Source organism: Amycolatopsis deserti, from assembly GCF_014653945.1.
Taxonomy (GTDB): domain Bacteria; phylum Actinomycetota; class Actinomycetes; order Mycobacteriales; family Pseudonocardiaceae; genus Amycolatopsis_E; species Amycolatopsis_E deserti.
On sequence record NZ_BNAU01000005.1, the window covers coordinates 239,829 to 255,732 of the forward strand.

Annotated in this window: 18 protein-coding genes; 9 read left to right on the plus strand and 9 right to left on the minus strand. The window is 72.2% G+C overall.

Annotated features, from left to right (window positions below; all coding sequences use genetic code 11):
- Positions 1 to 6 precede the first annotated feature (6 nt).
- Positions 7 to 891: a methylenetetrahydrofolate reductase gene (locus IE290_RS22195; RefSeq protein WP_191246603.1), complete on the minus strand. Its 885-nt coding sequence runs from the start codon at positions 889 to 891 to the stop codon at positions 7 to 9.
- A 59-nt stretch (positions 892 to 950) separates the two neighbouring features.
- Positions 951 to 1,958, minus strand: a complete 1,008-nt coding sequence (locus tag IE290_RS22200; protein WP_191246604.1) for a bile acid:sodium symporter family protein — start codon at positions 1,956 to 1,958, stop codon at positions 951 to 953.
- Positions 1,959 to 2,042: 84 nt separating this feature from the next.
- On the opposite strand from IE290_RS22200, the gene IE290_RS22205 reads away from it, so the two are divergent.
- A complete protein-coding gene (locus tag IE290_RS22205; protein ID WP_191246605.1) occupies positions 2,043 to 2,897 on the plus strand; it encodes a LysR family transcriptional regulator in 855 nt (284 codons plus the stop codon).
- On the opposite strand, the gene IE290_RS22210 is transcribed toward IE290_RS22205, so the two are convergent.
- Positions 2,894 to 3,238: a winged helix-turn-helix transcriptional regulator gene (locus IE290_RS22210; RefSeq protein WP_191246606.1), complete on the minus strand. Its 345-nt coding sequence runs from the start codon at positions 3,236 to 3,238 to the stop codon at positions 2,894 to 2,896. The two genes, IE290_RS22205 and IE290_RS22210, sit on opposite strands and share 4 nt — an antisense overlap.
- 53 nt (positions 3,239 to 3,291) lie before the next feature.
- Here IE290_RS22210 and IE290_RS22215 point away from each other — a divergent pair, with 53 nt between their 5' ends.
- Positions 3,292 to 4,041, plus strand: a complete 750-nt coding sequence (locus tag IE290_RS22215; protein WP_191246607.1) for a group II truncated hemoglobin — start codon at positions 3,292 to 3,294, stop codon at positions 4,039 to 4,041.
- On the opposite strand, the gene IE290_RS22220 is transcribed toward IE290_RS22215, so the two are convergent.
- Together IE290_RS22220 and IE290_RS22225 are read right to left on the minus strand one after the other, a co-directional pair.
- Positions 4,038 to 4,343, minus strand: a complete 306-nt coding sequence (locus tag IE290_RS22220) for an AzlD domain-containing protein (protein WP_191246608.1) — start codon at positions 4,341 to 4,343, stop codon at positions 4,038 to 4,040. The genes IE290_RS22215 and IE290_RS22220 overlap by 4 nt on opposite strands.
- Entirely contained in the window at positions 4,340 to 5,002 is a 663-nt protein-coding gene (locus IE290_RS22225) for an AzlC family ABC transporter permease (RefSeq protein ID WP_191246609.1), read from the minus strand. The genes IE290_RS22220 and IE290_RS22225 overlap by 4 nt, the downstream gene beginning before the upstream one ends.
- A gap of 68 nt (positions 5,003 to 5,070) precedes the next feature.
- On the opposite strand from IE290_RS22225, the gene IE290_RS22230 reads away from it, so the two are divergent.
- Positions 5,071 to 5,628, plus strand: a complete 558-nt coding sequence (locus tag IE290_RS22230) for a helix-turn-helix domain-containing protein (protein ID WP_191246610.1) — start codon at positions 5,071 to 5,073, stop codon at positions 5,626 to 5,628.
- Here the strand turns inward: IE290_RS22230 and IE290_RS22235 are convergent.
- On the minus strand, positions 5,625 to 6,392 hold the full coding sequence (locus tag IE290_RS22235) for a helix-turn-helix domain-containing protein (protein WP_191246611.1): 768 nt from the start codon (positions 6,390 to 6,392) through the stop codon (positions 5,625 to 5,627). The two genes, IE290_RS22230 and IE290_RS22235, sit on opposite strands and share 4 nt — an antisense overlap.
- Before the next feature lie 10 nt (positions 6,393 to 6,402).
- On the opposite strand from IE290_RS22235, the gene IE290_RS22240 reads away from it, so the two are divergent.
- On the plus strand, positions 6,403 to 6,840 hold the full coding sequence (locus tag IE290_RS22240; RefSeq protein WP_191246612.1) for a VOC family protein: 438 nt from the start codon (positions 6,403 to 6,405) through the stop codon (positions 6,838 to 6,840).
- Here IE290_RS22240 and IE290_RS22245 read toward each other — a convergent pair.
- Entirely contained in the window at positions 6,837 to 7,631 is a 795-nt protein-coding gene (locus IE290_RS22245) for a PIG-L family deacetylase (RefSeq protein ID WP_191246613.1), read from the minus strand. The genes IE290_RS22240 and IE290_RS22245 overlap by 4 nt on opposite strands.
- 79 nt (positions 7,632 to 7,710) lie before the next feature.
- Here IE290_RS22245 and IE290_RS22250 point away from each other — a divergent pair, with 79 nt between their 5' ends.
- Both IE290_RS22250 and IE290_RS22255 read left to right on the plus strand, forming a co-directional pair.
- Entirely contained in the window at positions 7,711 to 8,781 is a 1,071-nt protein-coding gene (locus IE290_RS22250) for a polyprenyl synthetase family protein (RefSeq protein ID WP_191246614.1), read from the plus strand.
- Between the two features lie 111 nt (positions 8,782 to 8,892).
- Positions 8,893 to 9,678, plus strand: coding sequence for an LLM class F420-dependent oxidoreductase (locus IE290_RS22255; protein WP_191246615.1), 786 nt, complete (start codon positions 8,893 to 8,895; stop codon positions 9,676 to 9,678).
- A 43-nt stretch (positions 9,679 to 9,721) separates the two neighbouring features.
- On the opposite strand, the gene IE290_RS22260 is transcribed toward IE290_RS22255, so the two are convergent.
- Positions 9,722 to 10,090 carry an Rv2175c family DNA-binding protein gene (locus tag IE290_RS22260; protein WP_191246616.1) on the minus strand — a complete coding sequence of 123 codons (369 nt, stop codon included), beginning with the start codon at positions 10,088 to 10,090 and terminating at the stop codon, positions 9,722 to 9,724.
- 123 nt (positions 10,091 to 10,213) lie between these two features.
- Between IE290_RS22260 and pknB the strand changes: the two genes are divergently transcribed.
- From pknB to IE290_RS22275, 3 genes are all read left to right on the plus strand, one after another.
- Positions 10,214 to 12,199, plus strand: a complete 1,986-nt coding sequence (gene pknB, locus IE290_RS22265) for a Stk1 family PASTA domain-containing Ser/Thr kinase (protein ID WP_191246617.1) — start codon at positions 10,214 to 10,216, stop codon at positions 12,197 to 12,199.
- Positions 12,200 to 12,365: 166 nt separating this feature from the next.
- Positions 12,366 to 13,685 (plus strand): wax ester/triacylglycerol synthase family O-acyltransferase, encoded by a 1,320-nt coding sequence (locus IE290_RS22270; protein WP_191246618.1) that lies wholly within the window; start codon positions 12,366 to 12,368, stop codon positions 13,683 to 13,685.
- 32 nt (positions 13,686 to 13,717) lie between these two features.
- The gene (locus IE290_RS22275) at positions 13,718 to 14,296 is read left to right on the plus strand and encodes a 2'-5' RNA ligase family protein (RefSeq protein WP_191246619.1); all 579 of its coding nucleotides are present in this window, start codon (positions 13,718 to 13,720) and stop codon (positions 14,294 to 14,296) included.
- Between the two features lie 134 nt (positions 14,297 to 14,430).
- Here the strand turns inward: IE290_RS22275 and IE290_RS22280 are convergent, their stop codons facing one another.
- Entirely contained in the window at positions 14,431 to 15,822 is a 1,392-nt protein-coding gene (locus IE290_RS22280) for a class II 3-deoxy-7-phosphoheptulonate synthase (RefSeq protein WP_191246620.1), read from the minus strand.
- Positions 15,823 to 15,904 lie beyond the last annotated feature (82 nt).

Sequence of the window (15,904 nt, forward strand, 5' to 3'; positions counted from 1 at the left end):
CCGGGTTTACGCGCGCGCGGGCACCAGGCCGAGCCTGCGGACCACCTCGCGCGTCGCCTTGGAGCGGTTGAAGGTGTAGAAGTGCAGGTCCGGCACGCCTTCGGCGATGAGCCGCTCACACAGTTCGGTGACCACGTCCAGCCCCTCGGCGCGGAACGCCTTGGCGTCGCCGGCCAGCGGTTCGAGCCGGTCCAGCAGGCGCTGCGGCGCGGGCGCGCCGGACAGGCGGATCGTGGTGTGCAGCGTGCGCGGCGTGGTCAGCGGCATCACACCGGGGATGAGCAGCGCGTCACAGCCCGCGGCGGCGACCCGGTCGCGCAGCCGCAGGAAGTCCTCGGCCTCGAAGAACAGCTGGGCGATGCCGAAGTCGGCGCCCGCGCGGAACTTGCGCACCAGGTACTTGGTGTCGGTGTCCAGGTCCAGCGAGCGCGGGTGGCCGTAGGGGAACGCGGAGACGCCGACGCAGAAGTCACCCAGCGAGCGGACGAGCGCCACCAGCTCCTCGGCGTAGCTGAGGCCCTGGGGGTGCGGCACCCACTCGCCGTACGGGTCGCCCGGCGGGTCGCCGCGCAGCGCGAGGATGTTGCGCACGCCGACGGCGGCGTACCAGCCGATGACGTTGCGCAGCTCGGCGACGGAGTGGTCGACCGCGGTCAGGTGCGCCATCGGCACCAGCGTGGTCTCGGTCGCCACCCGCGCGATGCTGCGGATGGTGCCGTCGCGGCTCGACCCGCCCGCGCCGTAGGTGATCGACATGTAGGCGGGGTCCAGCGGCTCCAGCTCGCGGATCGACCGCCACAGCACGGCCTCGTCGGCCGCGTCGCGGGGCGGGAAGAACTCAATGGAGAACGCCGGGGACTCCCCTCGCAGGCGCTCGATCACCGACGTCATGCGGGCAATGGTAACCGGTGTCCGAAAGGTGGGATATGCGGTCCGCCACTTGGGAACGGCTAACGCACTCCGGCGGCAGCGGGTTGGCCGGCTTCGGCCTGGACGCCCCACCGTCGCGCGAGCACCGCGCAGATCATGAGCTGGGCCTGGTGGAACAGCATCAGCGGCAGCACGATCAGGCCGACCGTCTGCGCCGGGAACAGGACCGCGGCCATCGGCAGTCCGCTGGCGAGGCTCTTCTTCGACCCGGCGAAGATGATCGCGACCCGGTCCGCGCGGTCGAAGCCCAGCTTCGGCGTGACCAGCTTGAGGATCCAGAACACCGCGTAGAACAGCGCCAGGTTGACCACCACCAGCGCGCCGAGCGCGAGCGGGGTCAGCTGGTGCCAGATCCCGGCGACGACGCCCTCGCTGAAGGCCGCGTAGACCACCAGCAGGATCACGGTGCGGTCGGCGCGGCCGAGGATCTTCTTGTGGCGCGTGATGAACCCGCCGATCCAGCGCCGCGCGATCTGCCCGGCGAGGAACGGCACGAGCAGCTGCAGCACGATCGAAGTCACGGCGTCGAGCGAGAAGCCGTTGCCGGTGCTGTGCAGCAACAGGGCGACCAGCAGCGGCGTGACGACGATGCCCAGCAGGCTGGAGAACGACGCGGCGCAGATCGCGGCGGCCACGTTGCCCTTGGCGATCGAGGTGAACGCGATCGAGGAGTTCACCGTCGAGGGCAGCGTGCACAGGAAGATGACGCCGGCCACCAGCGCGGGGGTGAGCACGTTCGGTTCGAGGAGTTTCGTGGCGAGGCCGAGCAGCGGGAACAGCACGAAGGTGGAGACGAGGATCACAAGGTGCAGCCGCCAGTGCTTGAACCCGGCCACGGCCTCGGCGGTGGACAGGCGCGCGCCGTAGAGGAAGAACAGGGCGCCGACGCCGATCGAGGTGACCCAGGAGGCGACCCCCGCGCCCTGGCCGCGCGCCGGTACCAGGCAGGCGATCCCGACCGCGGCGAGGATGCCGAGGATGAACGGGTCGATGCGGAGCTTGGCGAGGAGCGCGGCTGGGCTTTTCACGTCTCCGATCGTCCGCTGAAGTGCGCCGATTGTGAAGTATGATGAAGGGCATAACTGCTATCGCTGTTCGCGATGGAGGCCACGGTGCTCGATCCGGTGTGGCTGCGGACGTTCCTCACCGTGGCCGAGACGCGCAGCTTCACGCGGGCCGGGCAGCGCCTCGGGCTGCGGCAGTCGACGGTGAGCCAGCACATCCGGAAGCTCGAGGAGGCCACCTCGCAGCAACTCCTGCTGCGCGACACCCACTCGGTTTCGCTGACGCCCGACGGTGAGGCGATGATCGGGTTCGCCGGGACGATCCTGGAGGACATCGACCGGGCGCTGGCCTACTTCGCCGGGCCGGAGCTGCGCGGACGGGTGCGGTTCGGCGCCTCGGAGGACTTCGTGGTCGGCCCGCTGCCGGAGATCCTGCGCGAGTTCCGGCGGCTGCACCCGCTGGTCGACCTGGAACTGACGGTGGACCTGTCCGGTGTGCTGTACGAGAAGCTGCGCGCGGGCGAGCTGGACCTGGTGCTGGGCAAGCGCCGCGCGGGCGACGAGTCCGGCAGTCCGTTGTGGACGGACCCGCTGGTGTGGGTGGGGCGCGAGGGGTTCGCGCTGGAGCCGGGCGCGCCGGTGCCGCTGATCGCCTACCCGCCGCCGAGCATCACGCGCGCTCGCGCGCTGGAGTCGTTGCAGGACAACGGAAAGCCGTGGCGGATCGTGTGCACGAGCGGCAGCCTGAACGGCCTGCGCGCGGCAGCACTGGCCGGGCTGGGGGTCGTGGTGTTCGCGCGGAGCCTGATCCCGGCCGGGCTGGTGGAACTGCCGGCCGGCCACGGCCTCCCCGACCCGGGCGAGGTGCAGTTCCTGCTGACGACCCGGTCGGCCACGCCACGGGGCCCCACGGCGGCCCTGTCGGACGCGATCCGCGCCGAGGCCAGCCGGCTGCACGGTTAGACGGGTTCGATGCGCACACCCTCCCGCTCGGCGCGGCGCTGCCCCCAGTCGTAGAGGATCTGCAGCGCCGGGGCCAGCTCCCGGCCCTCCGGCGCGAGGCGGTAGGTCACCGCGGGCACCTTGCCGGTCTCCGCGATCCGTTCGACCAGCCCGGCCGCCTCCAGTTCCCGCAGGCGGGTCGTCAGCATCTTCTCGCTCACTCCGGGCATGCGGCGGCGCAGTTCGCCGTACCGCAGGCCGCCTTCCTTGAGGTGGGCCAGGACCACCACGGCCCACTTGCCGCCGATCACCTCCACCGCCAGCTCGACCGGGCAGTGGTACCGGGTTCTGCGCACGTTCACGCACCACAAAGTACGTACTTGCCGCGCCCGGCGGCAGGTGCTCGACTGTCCGCGTGATCGTCGAATACATCCGGTACCGGGTCCCGGGCCGCGGCGCGCGGCTGACGGAGGCCTACCGGCGCGCGGCCGTGCACCTGGCCGCCGCGCCGGAATGCCACGACTTCGAGATGACCCGCTGCGTGGACGAACCGGAGTGCTACGTCGTCCGGCTGACCTGGACCTCCGCGGAGGCGCACCTGAGCGGTTTCCGCACCGGCCCGCACTTCCCGCCGTTCCTCGCCGAGGTCCGCGAGTTCGTCGGCGACATCGAGGAAATGCGGCACTACGAACCGGTGGACATCGGCAGCCCGGTGCCGAGCCTGTACGAGTGGGCGGGCGGCGCCGAGGCGTTCGAGCGGCTGTTCGCCGCCTTCTACCGGCGCGTGCCTGGGGACGAGCTCCTGGCGCCGCTGTTCGCCGGCATGGACGCCGACCACGCGCGGCACGTCGCGGCCTGGGTCGGCGAGGTGTTCGGCGGTCCGCCCGTCTACAGCACCGGGCGCGGCGGCCACGCCCACATGGTGTCCAAGCACCTGGGCAGGGCGATCACCGAGGAACAGCGCCGCCGATGGGTCGCGCTGCTGCTCGACACCGCGGACGAGGTCGGACTCCCGGACGATCCGGAGTTCCGCTCGGCGTTCGTGGCCTACCTGGAGTGGGGCACGCGGCTGGCGGTGCTGTTCTCGCGGCCCGGCGCGAAACCCGCACTGGACGAGCCGATGCCGGCCTGGGGCTGGGGTTCGGTGCGGCCCTGGCGGGGTTAGGGCACGCTGGCCAGCCGCAGCAACGCCGTGACCGCCGCGGCGCTGATCACCACGACCAGGAAAGGCGCCTTCCGCCAGGCGAGGACGCCGCCGACGGCGACGCCGACCGGGCGGGCGAAACCGGCGAAACCGTGCCCCTCCGCCAGTGCGCTCGTCGCCACCACGGCCACCAGCAGGACCGTCGCCGAGATCGTCATCAGGTTCTGCGCCCTGGCCGGGATCCGGGCCTGCAGCAGCGGCCCGGCGAACCGGAACGCGAACGTCCCCGCGGCCAGCACCGCGATCGCGATCAACAGGGTCATCGCCGCCCCACCAGCACCAGCACGCCGGCCAGTGCGAGCAGCACCGGCAGGCCAGCGGGCAGGACCGGCGTCACGGCGAGCGCGATCACCGCACCGGCCAGCGCCGCCTGGCGGGTCGCCCGGTCGCGCAGCGACGGCAGCACCAGCGCCAGCAGCACGGCCGGGAACGCGGCGTCCAGCCCGAACGCGTCGGTGTCGCCGATCGCCGTGCCCGCGAACGCACCCGCGACCACCCCGGCGTTCCAGCACACGAAGATGCCGATCCCGCAGGCCCAGTACGCGGCGCGGCGGCGCCCGGCGTCCTCCTCGGCCATCGCGAACGCCACGTTCTCGTCCGTCATCAGGTGGCTGCCCAGGAGGCGCCCGCGGCGGCCGAGCACGTCGCTGACCGCCATGCCGAACGGCAGGTGCCTGCTGTTCACCAGCAGCCCGGCGACCGCCGCCGCGAACGGGCTGCCGCCGGCGGCCACCAGCCCGAGGAACAGGAACTGGGCGGCCCCGGCGAACACCAGCAGCGACATCACGATCGGCAGCCACGCGCCGAAGCCGGATCCGGTGCTGATGGCGCCGTAGGAGACGCCGACCACCCCGTCGGCCAGGGCCACCAGGGCGACGTCGCGCAGCAGGCGACGGTCGAGTGTTCGGTAGATCGTACGCATCGCCTTCTATACTGAACAGACGCACGAGCGTTCGTCAAGTCGAACAACAGGACTTCTGGAGCGAACACATGGCCGACCGCGGCGCCCCACTCGACGTCATCGCGGGTTCCCTGCGGCGCGAACGCGCCCGCACCGGGCTGTCCCTCACCGAGGTCGCCAAGCGGGCGGGTATTGCCAAGTCGACGTTGTCCCAGCTGGAGGCCGGCAGCGGCAACCCGAGCGTGGAGACGCTGTGGGCGCTGAGCGTGGTGCTCGACGTGCCGTTCGCGAGGCTGGTCGAGCCGGTGCGGCCGCAGGTGCAGGTCATCCGCGCCGACGAGGGGCCGACGTTCTACTCGGAGCGTTCGGACTACGTGGCGACGCTGGTGGCGTCCTGCCCGCCGAACGCGCGCCGCGACATCTTCCGCATCTCGGCCGAGCCGGGGCCGCCGCGCCGATCGGACCCGCACATGCCGGGCGTGGTGGAGCACGTGGTGCTCAGCTCGGGCCGCGCCCTAGTCGGATTGATCGACGAGCCGGTGGAACTCGCCCCCGGCGACTACATCGCCTACCCCGGCGACGTGGAGCACATCTTCCAGGCCCTCGAGCCCGGCACGCGGGCGGTGCTCGTCTCGGAGCACACCTAGCAGGCGGTGCCCTGGAACATCGCCACCGCCGCGGTGGCGTCCGGTGCCGCCAGGCCGTGCCGCTCGCGCACCAGCACCGCCGGCGTCACCCCGGCCAGTTCGCGCGTCTCGCGGGTCAGGTGGGCCTGGTCGGCGTATCCGGCGGCCGCGGCGGAGTCGGCCAGCGACGACGGGCGGGCGGCGTCCGCGCTGCGCAGGAAACGCTGGAACCGCACCACGCGCTGCAACGCCTTCGGCCCGAGGCCGACCTGCTCGGTGAACAGCCGGCGCAACTGGCGGCCGGTCAGCGACACCTCGTCCGCCACCGAGTCCAGCGACGCACCGCCCCAGATCCGGCTCACCGCGTGCCGGACGCGCGCATCACCAGCCCGGGGAGACAACGCCGACGGGAACGAGCCGCGCCACACCGAGTCCGCGACCGCCCGCGCGGCGGCGTCCGGCAGCACCGCGGTCAACGGCACCACCGCGTCCCGCACCTCGTGCCCGGGCAGGTCCAGCACCGCCGCGATCGCCTCGGTGCGCAGCCGCAGCCCGCGCAGCTCGGTGCCGGGCGGCAACCGGTGCAGCGCGGGCGACAACGTCGGCCCCACCAGGTAGGCCGCGCCGGTCGAGGCCACGATCACGTCCGCCGCCGCGTCCGGCACCACCCGCTGCACGAACTCGCCCGGCACCCGCTGCGCCCACCAGCAGCGCACGACACCGGAGCCCGCCCATTCGCGGTAGGCGTCCGTTTCGTTCAAGCCGTCGCCGGGTGCGGCTGCCATGCTGCCGAGTATGGAGCAAAGCGTGCAGATCATCACGGTGTCCACCCTGGACCTCGATGCCGCCAGGGCGTTCTACGTGGACGGGCTCGGCTGGCGGCCGTTGCTGGACGTGCCGGGCGAGATCCTGTTCTTCGAGGTCGCCCACGGGGTCGCGCTCGGCCTGTTCGACGCCGCGAAGTTCGCCGAGGACCTGAACACCACCGACGTCACCGGCCCCGCCGGGCTGACCCTGTCGCACAACTTGCCCAGCCCGGACGAGGTGGACCGCTGCCTGGACGCCGCGGAGCGGGCCGGTGCGGAGATCCTCAAACCCGGGCAGCGCGCCGCGTTCGGCGGCTACCACGGCCACTTCCGCGACCCGATCGGCCTGATCTGGGAGATCGCGCACAACCCCGGCTGGGCGGTGGACCCGGACGGCACGGTGCGGATCGGCCTCATCGACGCCTAGAGCCCGGCCATCAGGTCGGTCTCGGTGATGCCCGGCCCCTGGCCGGCGCGGATGAACCACTCGGTGCCGAAGGCGTGGGCGAACGCGTCGCCGGGCATCGCCAGGAACATCGACTGCTCGCTGATCTGGCTGGCGTGCGCGCGCATCGCCGCGCGTTTGACCTCCAGCCACGGCGTCACGTCGACCGCGGCGGTGATCTCCGCGGCCGGCTTGCCCAGCTGGTCCAGGCCGTCGACGGCGGGGATCTCGATCCCGGACTCGGCGGCCTTGGCGGCGAACTCCGCCAGCCCCGCCCGCATGTGGTCGGTGTTGACCGTGCTCTGGTACACCCGCGGCGTGCCGGCCAGCTCGGCCGCGCGCATCCCGACGCGGTGCACCTGGATGTGGTCCGGGTGGCCGTAGGTGCCGTAGTCGTCGTAGACGGTCAGCACGTCGGCCCGCTCCTCGCGCAGGATCGCCGCGAGCTTGGCCGCCGCCTCCTCGACCGGGGCCCGCCAGAACGAGCCGGGCAGGTCGTTCTCCGGGGTGCCCATCATCCCGGAGTCGGTGTAACCGAGGAACTCCAGCCGCTTCGCGCCGAGGATCTCCGCCGCCGCCTCGGTCTCCTCGACCCGGCGCCGCCACAGCGGCTCACCGTCGGCGAGGAAGCCGGGCGGGACCTCACCGTGCTCGCCGCGGGTCGCGACGACGAGCACCACCCGGTGCCCCTCCTCGAAGGCCTTGCGCATCACCCCGCCGCAGGCGATGCACTCGTCGTCGAGATGGGCGTGAAACGTCACGAGGGTGGCCACGGAAACGAGCCTACGGGCGCCGATCACATCCCGGCCACCCCGCCAAGCGCACCCGGAGCCGGTCACCGACGATAGGCGCATGGACTTCGACGCCGACCTGCCCCAGCACCTGGAACGCCACCTGGCCGCGTTCCTCACCGAGGCGGGCGCGGCCGTCCGGGCCGAGCAGCCCGCGTTCGGCTCCGGCGTCGACACGCTGACCGACTTCGTACTCGGCGGCGGCAAGCGGCTGCGGCCGACGTTCGCGTGGTGGGCCTGGCGCGGCACCGGCGGTGACCCGGACGGCCCGGACACCGAGGGCGTGCTGCGGGCCGTCGCCAGCCTCGAGCTGGTGCAGGCGTGCGCGCTGATCCACGACGACCTCATCGACTCCTCCGACTCGCGCCGCGGCCGCCCCACGGTGCACGTCTCCTACGGCCGCGAGCACCGCGCGAACGGCTGGCTCGGCACGCCGGAGACGTTCGGCCTCGCCGCCGCCGTCCTGATCGGCGACCTGGCCCTGGCCTGGGCCGACGACATGTTCGCCAGCGCCCCGCTGCCCGCCGCGACGCTGGCGGCCGCCCGACCGGCCTGGCGCGCGATGCGCACCGAGGTGCTCGCCGGCCAGTACCTGGACGTGCGCACGCAGGCCACCGGCGACACCTCGCCCGAGGCCGCGCTGCGGGTGTGCCGCCTCAAGACCGCCGCCTACACCGTGCAGCGCCCGCTGCACCTGGGCGCCGCGCTGGCCGGGGCCGACGAGCAGCGCATCGCGACGCTGCGCGAGTTCGGCGACGACCTGGGCGTGGCGTTCCAATTGCGGGACGACCTGCTCGGCGTGTTCGGCGATCCGTCCGTCACGGGCAAGCCCGCCGGTGACGACCTGCGCGAGGGCAAGCGCACGTTGCTGGTCGCGCTCGGCCTGCAGCTGGCCGAGGACCCCGAGCAGCACAAGCTCATCGCCGACGCGATCGGCGCCGACCTCACCGAGGACGAGGTGGACACGGTGCGCCGCACGCTGACCGAGGTCGGCGCCGTGGAGGCGGTCGAGGAGCGGATCACCGCGCTCACCGGCACCGCGCTGGCCGCCCTGGAGCGCGCCCGGCTGGCCGAACCCGCCGCGACCCGGCTGGCCGAGCTGGCCCGCCTCGCCACCCAGCGCACCTTCTGAATCCGTACAAAGTGGACCGACAACCTGGAGCGTGATCCAGGTGGAAGTCCATGCGGCGCAAGCGTTCCGCCGGGCCGCGCGGGCGCCGCGCGATGTGGCTAGGCTGACGGTATGACCGACACCACCAGGCCGATCCGGATCGGGCTGCAGCTCCAGCCGCAGCACGCCGACTACCGGACCATCCGCGACACCGCGTCCGCCGCCGAGGAACTGGGCGTGGACATCATCTTCAACTGGGACCACTTCTTCCCGTTGTACGGCGACCCCGACGGCCTGCACTTCGAGTGCTGGACCATGCTCGGCGCCTGGGCTGAGCAGACCTCGCGGGTCGAGATCGGCGCGCTGGTCACCTGCAACAGCTACCGCAACCCGGAGCTGCTCGCCGACATGGCGCGCACGGTCGACCACATCAGCGACGGCCGGCTGATCCTCGGCATCGGCTCCGGCTGGTTCGAGAAGGACTACACCGAGTACGGCTACGAGTTCGGCACCGCCGGCGGGCGGCTGGACGACCTGGCCGAGGCGCTGCCGCGCATCGAATCGCGGCTGGGCAAGCTCAACCCGGCGCCCACCCGCAAGATCCCGGTGCTGATCGGCGGTGGCGGCGAGAAGAAGACCCTGAAGCTGGTCGCCAAGCACGCCGACATCTGGCACAGCTTCGGCGACCCCGAGGTGGTCGAGCGCAAGGTCGGCATCCTCAAGCAGCACTGCGCGGACGTGGGCCGCGACGCGGGCGAGATCGAGATCTCCACCGGCGTGCAGGGCGAGCCGGAGGAGCTGGGCCCGAAGCTTCGGGGGCTGGGCGTGAGCCTGTTCACCGTGGGCGTGGGCGGCCCGGACTACGACCTGGGCGCGCTGAAGAGGTGGATCTCCTGGCGCGACGCCCAGAACGGCTGAGCCGAGCTGATGAGGCGGGTGCCGTGCGCACCCGCCTCGTTCGCTAGAACGCCATCGCCTGGGCGCGGCGCTTGACCTCGGTGCCGTGGTTGGTGCGCAGGGCGTTGATCGGGGTGCTGCCGGGCAGCGTGTCGTCCGCCTCGTAGAGCCAGCGCAGCATCTCCGTGCGGCTGAACCCGGCGTCGGCGAGCACCGTCAGCAGCCCGGTCAGCCCCTTCACGGCCTGGCCGTCGACGAAGAAGTCGGCCGGGACCATCAGGTCGCCGTCGCGGCGCACGGCGAGCAGCTGGCCGTCTCGCAGCAGCTGCCGGACCTTGTTCACCGACAGGCCGATCAGCTCCGCCACTTGCGCGAGCGACAGCACGGCCACGTCGGCGTCGAGAACGTCATCAGCGACTGGGATCGCACTCACGCAAGACAGGGTGCCACATCTGGCCTGGTTGTCCGCAATGTCGCGCGAACGGCGTAACGAAACCTCAACCGCGCCACCCGGGGCAGGTCCACGGACTCGGGCAAAGTCCGTACGATCGGGCGCGTGACGAGCACGGAAACCAGCCTGGCCGGGGCGCTCCTGGAGCGGCGTTACCGGGTCGACGGCCTCCTCGCGCGGGGCGGCATGTCGGCCGTCTACCGGGGGTCGGACACGAGGCTGGACCGTCCGGTCGCGATCAAGATCATGGACCCGCGCTTCGCCGACGACCGCTCGTTCGTCGACCGCTTCGAGCGCGAGGCGCGGCTGGCCGCGAAGCTGCACCACCCGAACGTGGTCACGGTGCACGACCAGGGCGTCGACGTGGCCGGGGACCGCTCGCACGTCTTCCTGGTGATGGAGCTGGTCGACGGCGGCACGCTGCGCGACCTGCTGGACCAGCGGGGCAAGCTGGACGTGCCGCTGGCGCTGAGCGTGGCCGAGCAGATGCTCTCCGCCCTGTCCGCCGCGCACCTGGCCGGGCTCGTGCACCGCGACGTGAAGCCGGAGAACGTGCTCATCGGCTCCACCGGGCACCCCCCGGCCGGGGTGGTGAAGGTCGCCGACTTCGGTCTGGTGCGCGCCGTGGCCAGCGCGGGCACCACCAGTTCGAGCATCATCCTGGGCACCGTGGCCTACCTGGCGCCCGAGCAGGTCACCACCGGCATGGCGGGCGAGCGCGGCGACGTCTACTCGGCCGGCATCGTGCTCTACGAGATGCTCACCGGCCAGGTGCCCTACACCGGCGACACCGCCATCTCGGTCGCCTACCGGCACGTGAACGACGACGTCCCGGCGCCCAGCACGGTCGAGCCGGGCATCCCCGCGGTGCTGGACGACCTGGTGCTGCGTGCCACGCGCCGCGACCCCGAGGCGCGGCCCGCGGACGCCGCCGCGTTCCTGCAGGAGCTGCGGCGCGTGCGGGCGGCGCTGGGCATCGCGCCCGCCCCGCTCCCGGTGCTGCCGCCCAAGGCCGTGCCGGCCGCGCCCGTCGCGACGGCTGATCCGGAGAAGACCGTGCCCGCGTTCTCCCCGGTCACGACCACGAACCCGGTCGCCGGCCCGCGGGGCACCCGGGCGATGATCCGGCCGCAGGCCGCGCCCGTGCCGCCGCCTCCGCCCGCGCCCCCACAGGAGGACCAGCGGACGCTGGTCCAGCGGCGGCCGGTCGTGCTGTGGGCCGTCATCGCCACGCTGGTGGTGGCGCTCGTCGGCACCGGGGTGTGGTGGTTCAGCGTCGGCGACGAGGCCGCGAACACGATCGCGATCCCACCGGTGGCCGGGCTGGACCAGGCCACGGCCGAGAAGACCCTGAACGACGCCGGCCTGTCGGTGACCGTGACGCGCCAGTTCAGCGACACCGTCGCGGCGGGCAAGGCCATCGGCAGCGATCCGCAGGCCGGGACATCGGTGGCGAAGAACAGCGCGGTCACCCTGGTGCTGTCCGCGGGCCGCCCGACGGTGCCCGACATCAGCCCGGGCACCGAGCTGGCGCAGGCGGAGGCGGCCGTGAAGGCGGCCGGGCTGACGCCGCGGCGGGACGAGACCATCGACGGCTACAGCACCTCGGTGCCGGCCGGGAAGGTGCTCGTGGTCGACCCGCGGCCGGGCACCCAGCTGACCATCGGCTCGCCGGTGCGGATCGGCCTGTCGCAGGGCGCGCCGCCGACCCCGGTGCCCAGCGTGGTCGGGCTGAGCCGGAACGAGGCCTTCCAGCGGCTGCGGGAGGCCGGGTTCGATCCGTACGACGCCGGCACCGAGTTCGCCGAGGACGTGCCGGCAGGCAACGTGACCCGCACCACTCCGGCGGCCGGCACCACCATCGACGGCCAGGGCAGCAAACGTGTCGGCGTGTTCACGTCCACCGCGGTCGAGGTGCCGTCCGTGCTCGGGCGGCCGGTGCAGGACGCGATCCAGCTGCTGTCCGACGCCGGTCTGCAGGCCGACGTGCAAGGCCGCACGCGGAACTTCTCCATCGTCGTCGGGCAGGATCCCGAGCCCGGCGAGCACGTGGAACGCGGCAAGAAGGTGAAATTGCAAGTATTTCCTTGATCAAAAAGGAGATGAACGCGATTTCACGTCCACAAAGGACCGATACCCCATTCGAGTGAGAAATGGGAGCCGTTAGCGCTGCGGAAACAAATGGACTACCGTTTCGTCACGTCCGTTTGCTCAAGTAGCAGGCAATCCCGTGTCACCGACCGTAGAGGGGTCGTCTATGGCTGGCCGTCAGCTCAGTGGGCTGGACGTGGCTTTCCTTTGCCTGGAAGGAGAATCCACCCCCATGCACATGGGGGCGGCGGTGATCTTCCAACCGGACGGACCGATCGATCCCCACGCGGTGGCCGAGTTGCTCGCCCAGCGCGCGGAGCGGATACCGCGCCTGCGCCTGCGGGTCCGCCCGACGTTCTTCCCGCCGGGCGGCGCGACCTGGGCCCAAGATCCGGATTTCGACCCGCGTGCGCACATCCACGTGCACCGGCTCACCGGGTTCTACGCCGACGACCCGCTCGCGGCGCACGCGGCGGAGTGGATCGAACAGCCGCTGCCGATGGACCGGCCGCTGTGGGACGTGCGGGTGGTGACCGGGCTGCCGGAAAACCGGTTCGCGTTGCTGCTCAAGCTGCACCACGCGTTCACCGACGGCGCCGGCGCGTTCGCGGTGGCCGCCGGGCTGCTGGACGAGCTCCCGATCACGCGCATGCTCGCCGAGGCGGCCGACCGGCCGGCCGATCCGCGGTCGCCGCTGGAGGCGCTGCGGGACGGCGTGACGGAGGCGTTCAGCCAGGCCGGGGAGAACGCGGCGATCGCGTCGGCGATCCTGCGGGCCGCCCGGCCGTACCCGTCGTCGCCGCTGAGCGCGCCGGATTCGGCCAGCAGGCGGCTCGGGTTCGTCCGGCTGCCGGTCGCCGACATCCGCACCATCCGGGCCGCGCACGGCGGCACACCAAACGACGTGGTGCTCGCGGTGCTGGCCGGCGCGCTGCGCGAGTGGATGATCAACCGCGGTCAGCGGCCGGACGCGCGCACGCTGCGTGGCCTGATCCCGGTGAGCATGCGGGCGCGGGAGGGCGGCTGGGGCGCCAACCAGCTGTCCGGTTACCTGTGCGACCTGCCGGTGCACCTGGATGATCCGGTGCGCCGGTTGCGGGAGATCCGCTGGTCGATGAACCGGAACAAGGCCGCGGGGCCGCAGCGCGGGGCGGGTGCGCTGCCGGTGCTGGCCGACCGGTTGCCGCCGGGGCTGCACCGGCTGGCGGCGAAGGTGGCCGGGAAGGCGGCGGGGATCCTGTTCGACACGGTGATCACGAACGTGCCGCTGCCGAAGCTGGACCTGTCGCTGGACGGCGCGCGGTTGTGCGAGATCTACCCGTTCGTGCCGCTGGCGCCGCGGCACGCGGTGGGCATCGCGGCCGCCACGTACGCCGGCCACGTCCACATCGGACTGCAGATGAACGGCGACGCGGTGTCGGACACCGGCTCGCTGCGGGACGCGGTGCTGAAGTCGGCCGCTGCTCTGTACGAGCGGTCGATCTAAACTTTCCGGGCCGCTTCAGTCATGATGAAGCCATGCCGGTCCCCGACGCGCAGTGGCTTCGCCGTGCCACGAAGAGTGCCATCGTCGTTCCCGTCCCCGAGACCGACCACCTGGTGACCCGGCACCGGCGGAGCGTGCCCGCCCACGTGACCGTGCTGTACCCGTTCGTGGCGCCGCGGGACATCGACGCCCGGACGGTGGCCGACCTGGAGGCGGCGCTGGTCGGGATCGAGGCGTTCGAGTGCGAGTTCTCGCAGGTCGGGTGGTTCAGGTCGGAGGTGGTGTGGCTGGCGCCGGAGCCGGACCAGCACTTCCGGGCGCTGACGCAGGCGGTGTGCGAGCGGTTCCCGGCGCACCCGCCCTACGGCGGCCAGCACCCCGACACGGTCCCCCACCTGACGGTGGTGGACCACCGCACCGGCGACGCCCACACCCGCCGGCGCGCCGCGGCGGACCTGGCCACGGCGCTCCCGGTGCGCGCCTGGATCGACCGCGTCCACCTGGTCGCCGGCGACGACGAACACGGCCCGTGGCGCACAGTGGCCCAGTTCGAGCTGCCCGCACCGTTGCAGCGCCCACGGGAAGCGGCTGAGGACAGGTTCGCGGTCTAAACAGCCAGAACCGGCACCCGGCAACGCAACGCACCCACTCCACGAGCCAGCCCGTCTCCCGCAACCCGGGAGGGGCAGATCGGGGCGTAGCGAAGCGAAGCCGGCGCAGTAGACACCCGCGTAGCGCCCCGAAATCAACCCCGCAGCATCTCCGCCACCAGGAACGCCAGCTCCAGCGACTGCTGCGTGTTCAGCCGCGGATCGCAAGCCGTCTCGTACCGCCCGGCCAGATCAGAATCCGAGATCTCCTGCGCCCCGCCCAGGCACTCGGTGACGTCCTCACCGGTCAGCTCGACGTGGATGCCGCCCGGGTAGGACCCGAGCTTGTGGTGCACCTCGAAGAAGCCCTGGACCTCGTCGATGATGCGGTCGAAGTGGCGGGTCTTGTAGCCGGTGGACGACTCGTGCGTGTTGCCGTGCATCGGGTCGCACTGCCAGATCACCTTGTGCCCGGTGGCCTCGACCTTCTCCACGATGGCCGGCAGCACGTCGCGGACCTTGCCGTTGCCCATGCGGGAGATCAGGGTGACGCGGCCGGGCTCGTTGCGCGGATCGAGCCGCTCGACGTACTCCACGGCCTGCTCGGGCGTGGTGGTCGGGCCGATCTTGACGCCGATCGGGTTGGCGAGCAGCTCGGCGAGGGCGATGTGGGCGCCGTCGAGCTGGCGGGTGCGCTCGCCGATCCACAGGAAGTGCGACGAGAGGTTGTAGAGCTTCGGGTTGGCCGCGTTGGCGTTGTCCATCCGCAGCATGGCGCGCTCGTAGTCGAGCAGCAGCGCCTCGTGGCTGGCGAAGATCTCGGTGGAGTGCAGCGAGGTGTCGCTGACGCCGCACGCGGACATGAACCGCAGGCCGCGGTCGATCTCGCCGGCCAGAGCCTCGTAACGCTCACCCGCGGGCGAGGTGCGCACGAAGTCCTTGTTCCAGTCGTGCACCTGGGCGAGGTCGGCCATGCCGGCGCCGGTGAGGGCGCGGACCAGGTTCATCGCGGCGCCGGAGTTGGCGTAGGCGCGGATCATCCGGCCGGGGTCGGGGACGCGCAGCTCGGGCTTGGCGACCAGCGAGTTGACGATGTCGCCGCGGTAGACGGGCAGGCCGAGCGCGTCGGTGCTGCTGGAGCGCGGCTTGGCGTACTGCCCGGCGATGCGCCCGACCTTGACGACGGGCAGGCTGGCGCCGTAGGTGAGGACGACGGCCATCTGCAGCAGCGTGCGCAGGTTGGCGCGGATGTGCGGCTCGGTGTTGGACTCGAACGTCTCCGCGCAGTCGCCGCCCTGGAGCAGGAAGGCCTCGCCCCGCGCGACCATCGCCAGGCGGCTCTGCAGCCGGTCGATCTCGGCGGGCACGGTGATGGGCGGCACGGCCTCGAGCAGGTGGCGGACCCGGTTGACCGCGTCGGCGTCCGGCCACTCCGGCTGCTGGGCGGCCGGGCGGGACAGGGCGTCGTCCAGCCGGGCACGCAGTTCCGGCGGCAGGGGCGGCAGCTCGGGAAGGGTGTCGACGGGCACGTCCACGGTCCAGTTCACCACCCCAGGATATGGGGTGCGCTGGGATGATCCGCCCCGAGGTGGCAGGGGCCACCCCCGGGGCGGAGAGCTCGGCCCTGCG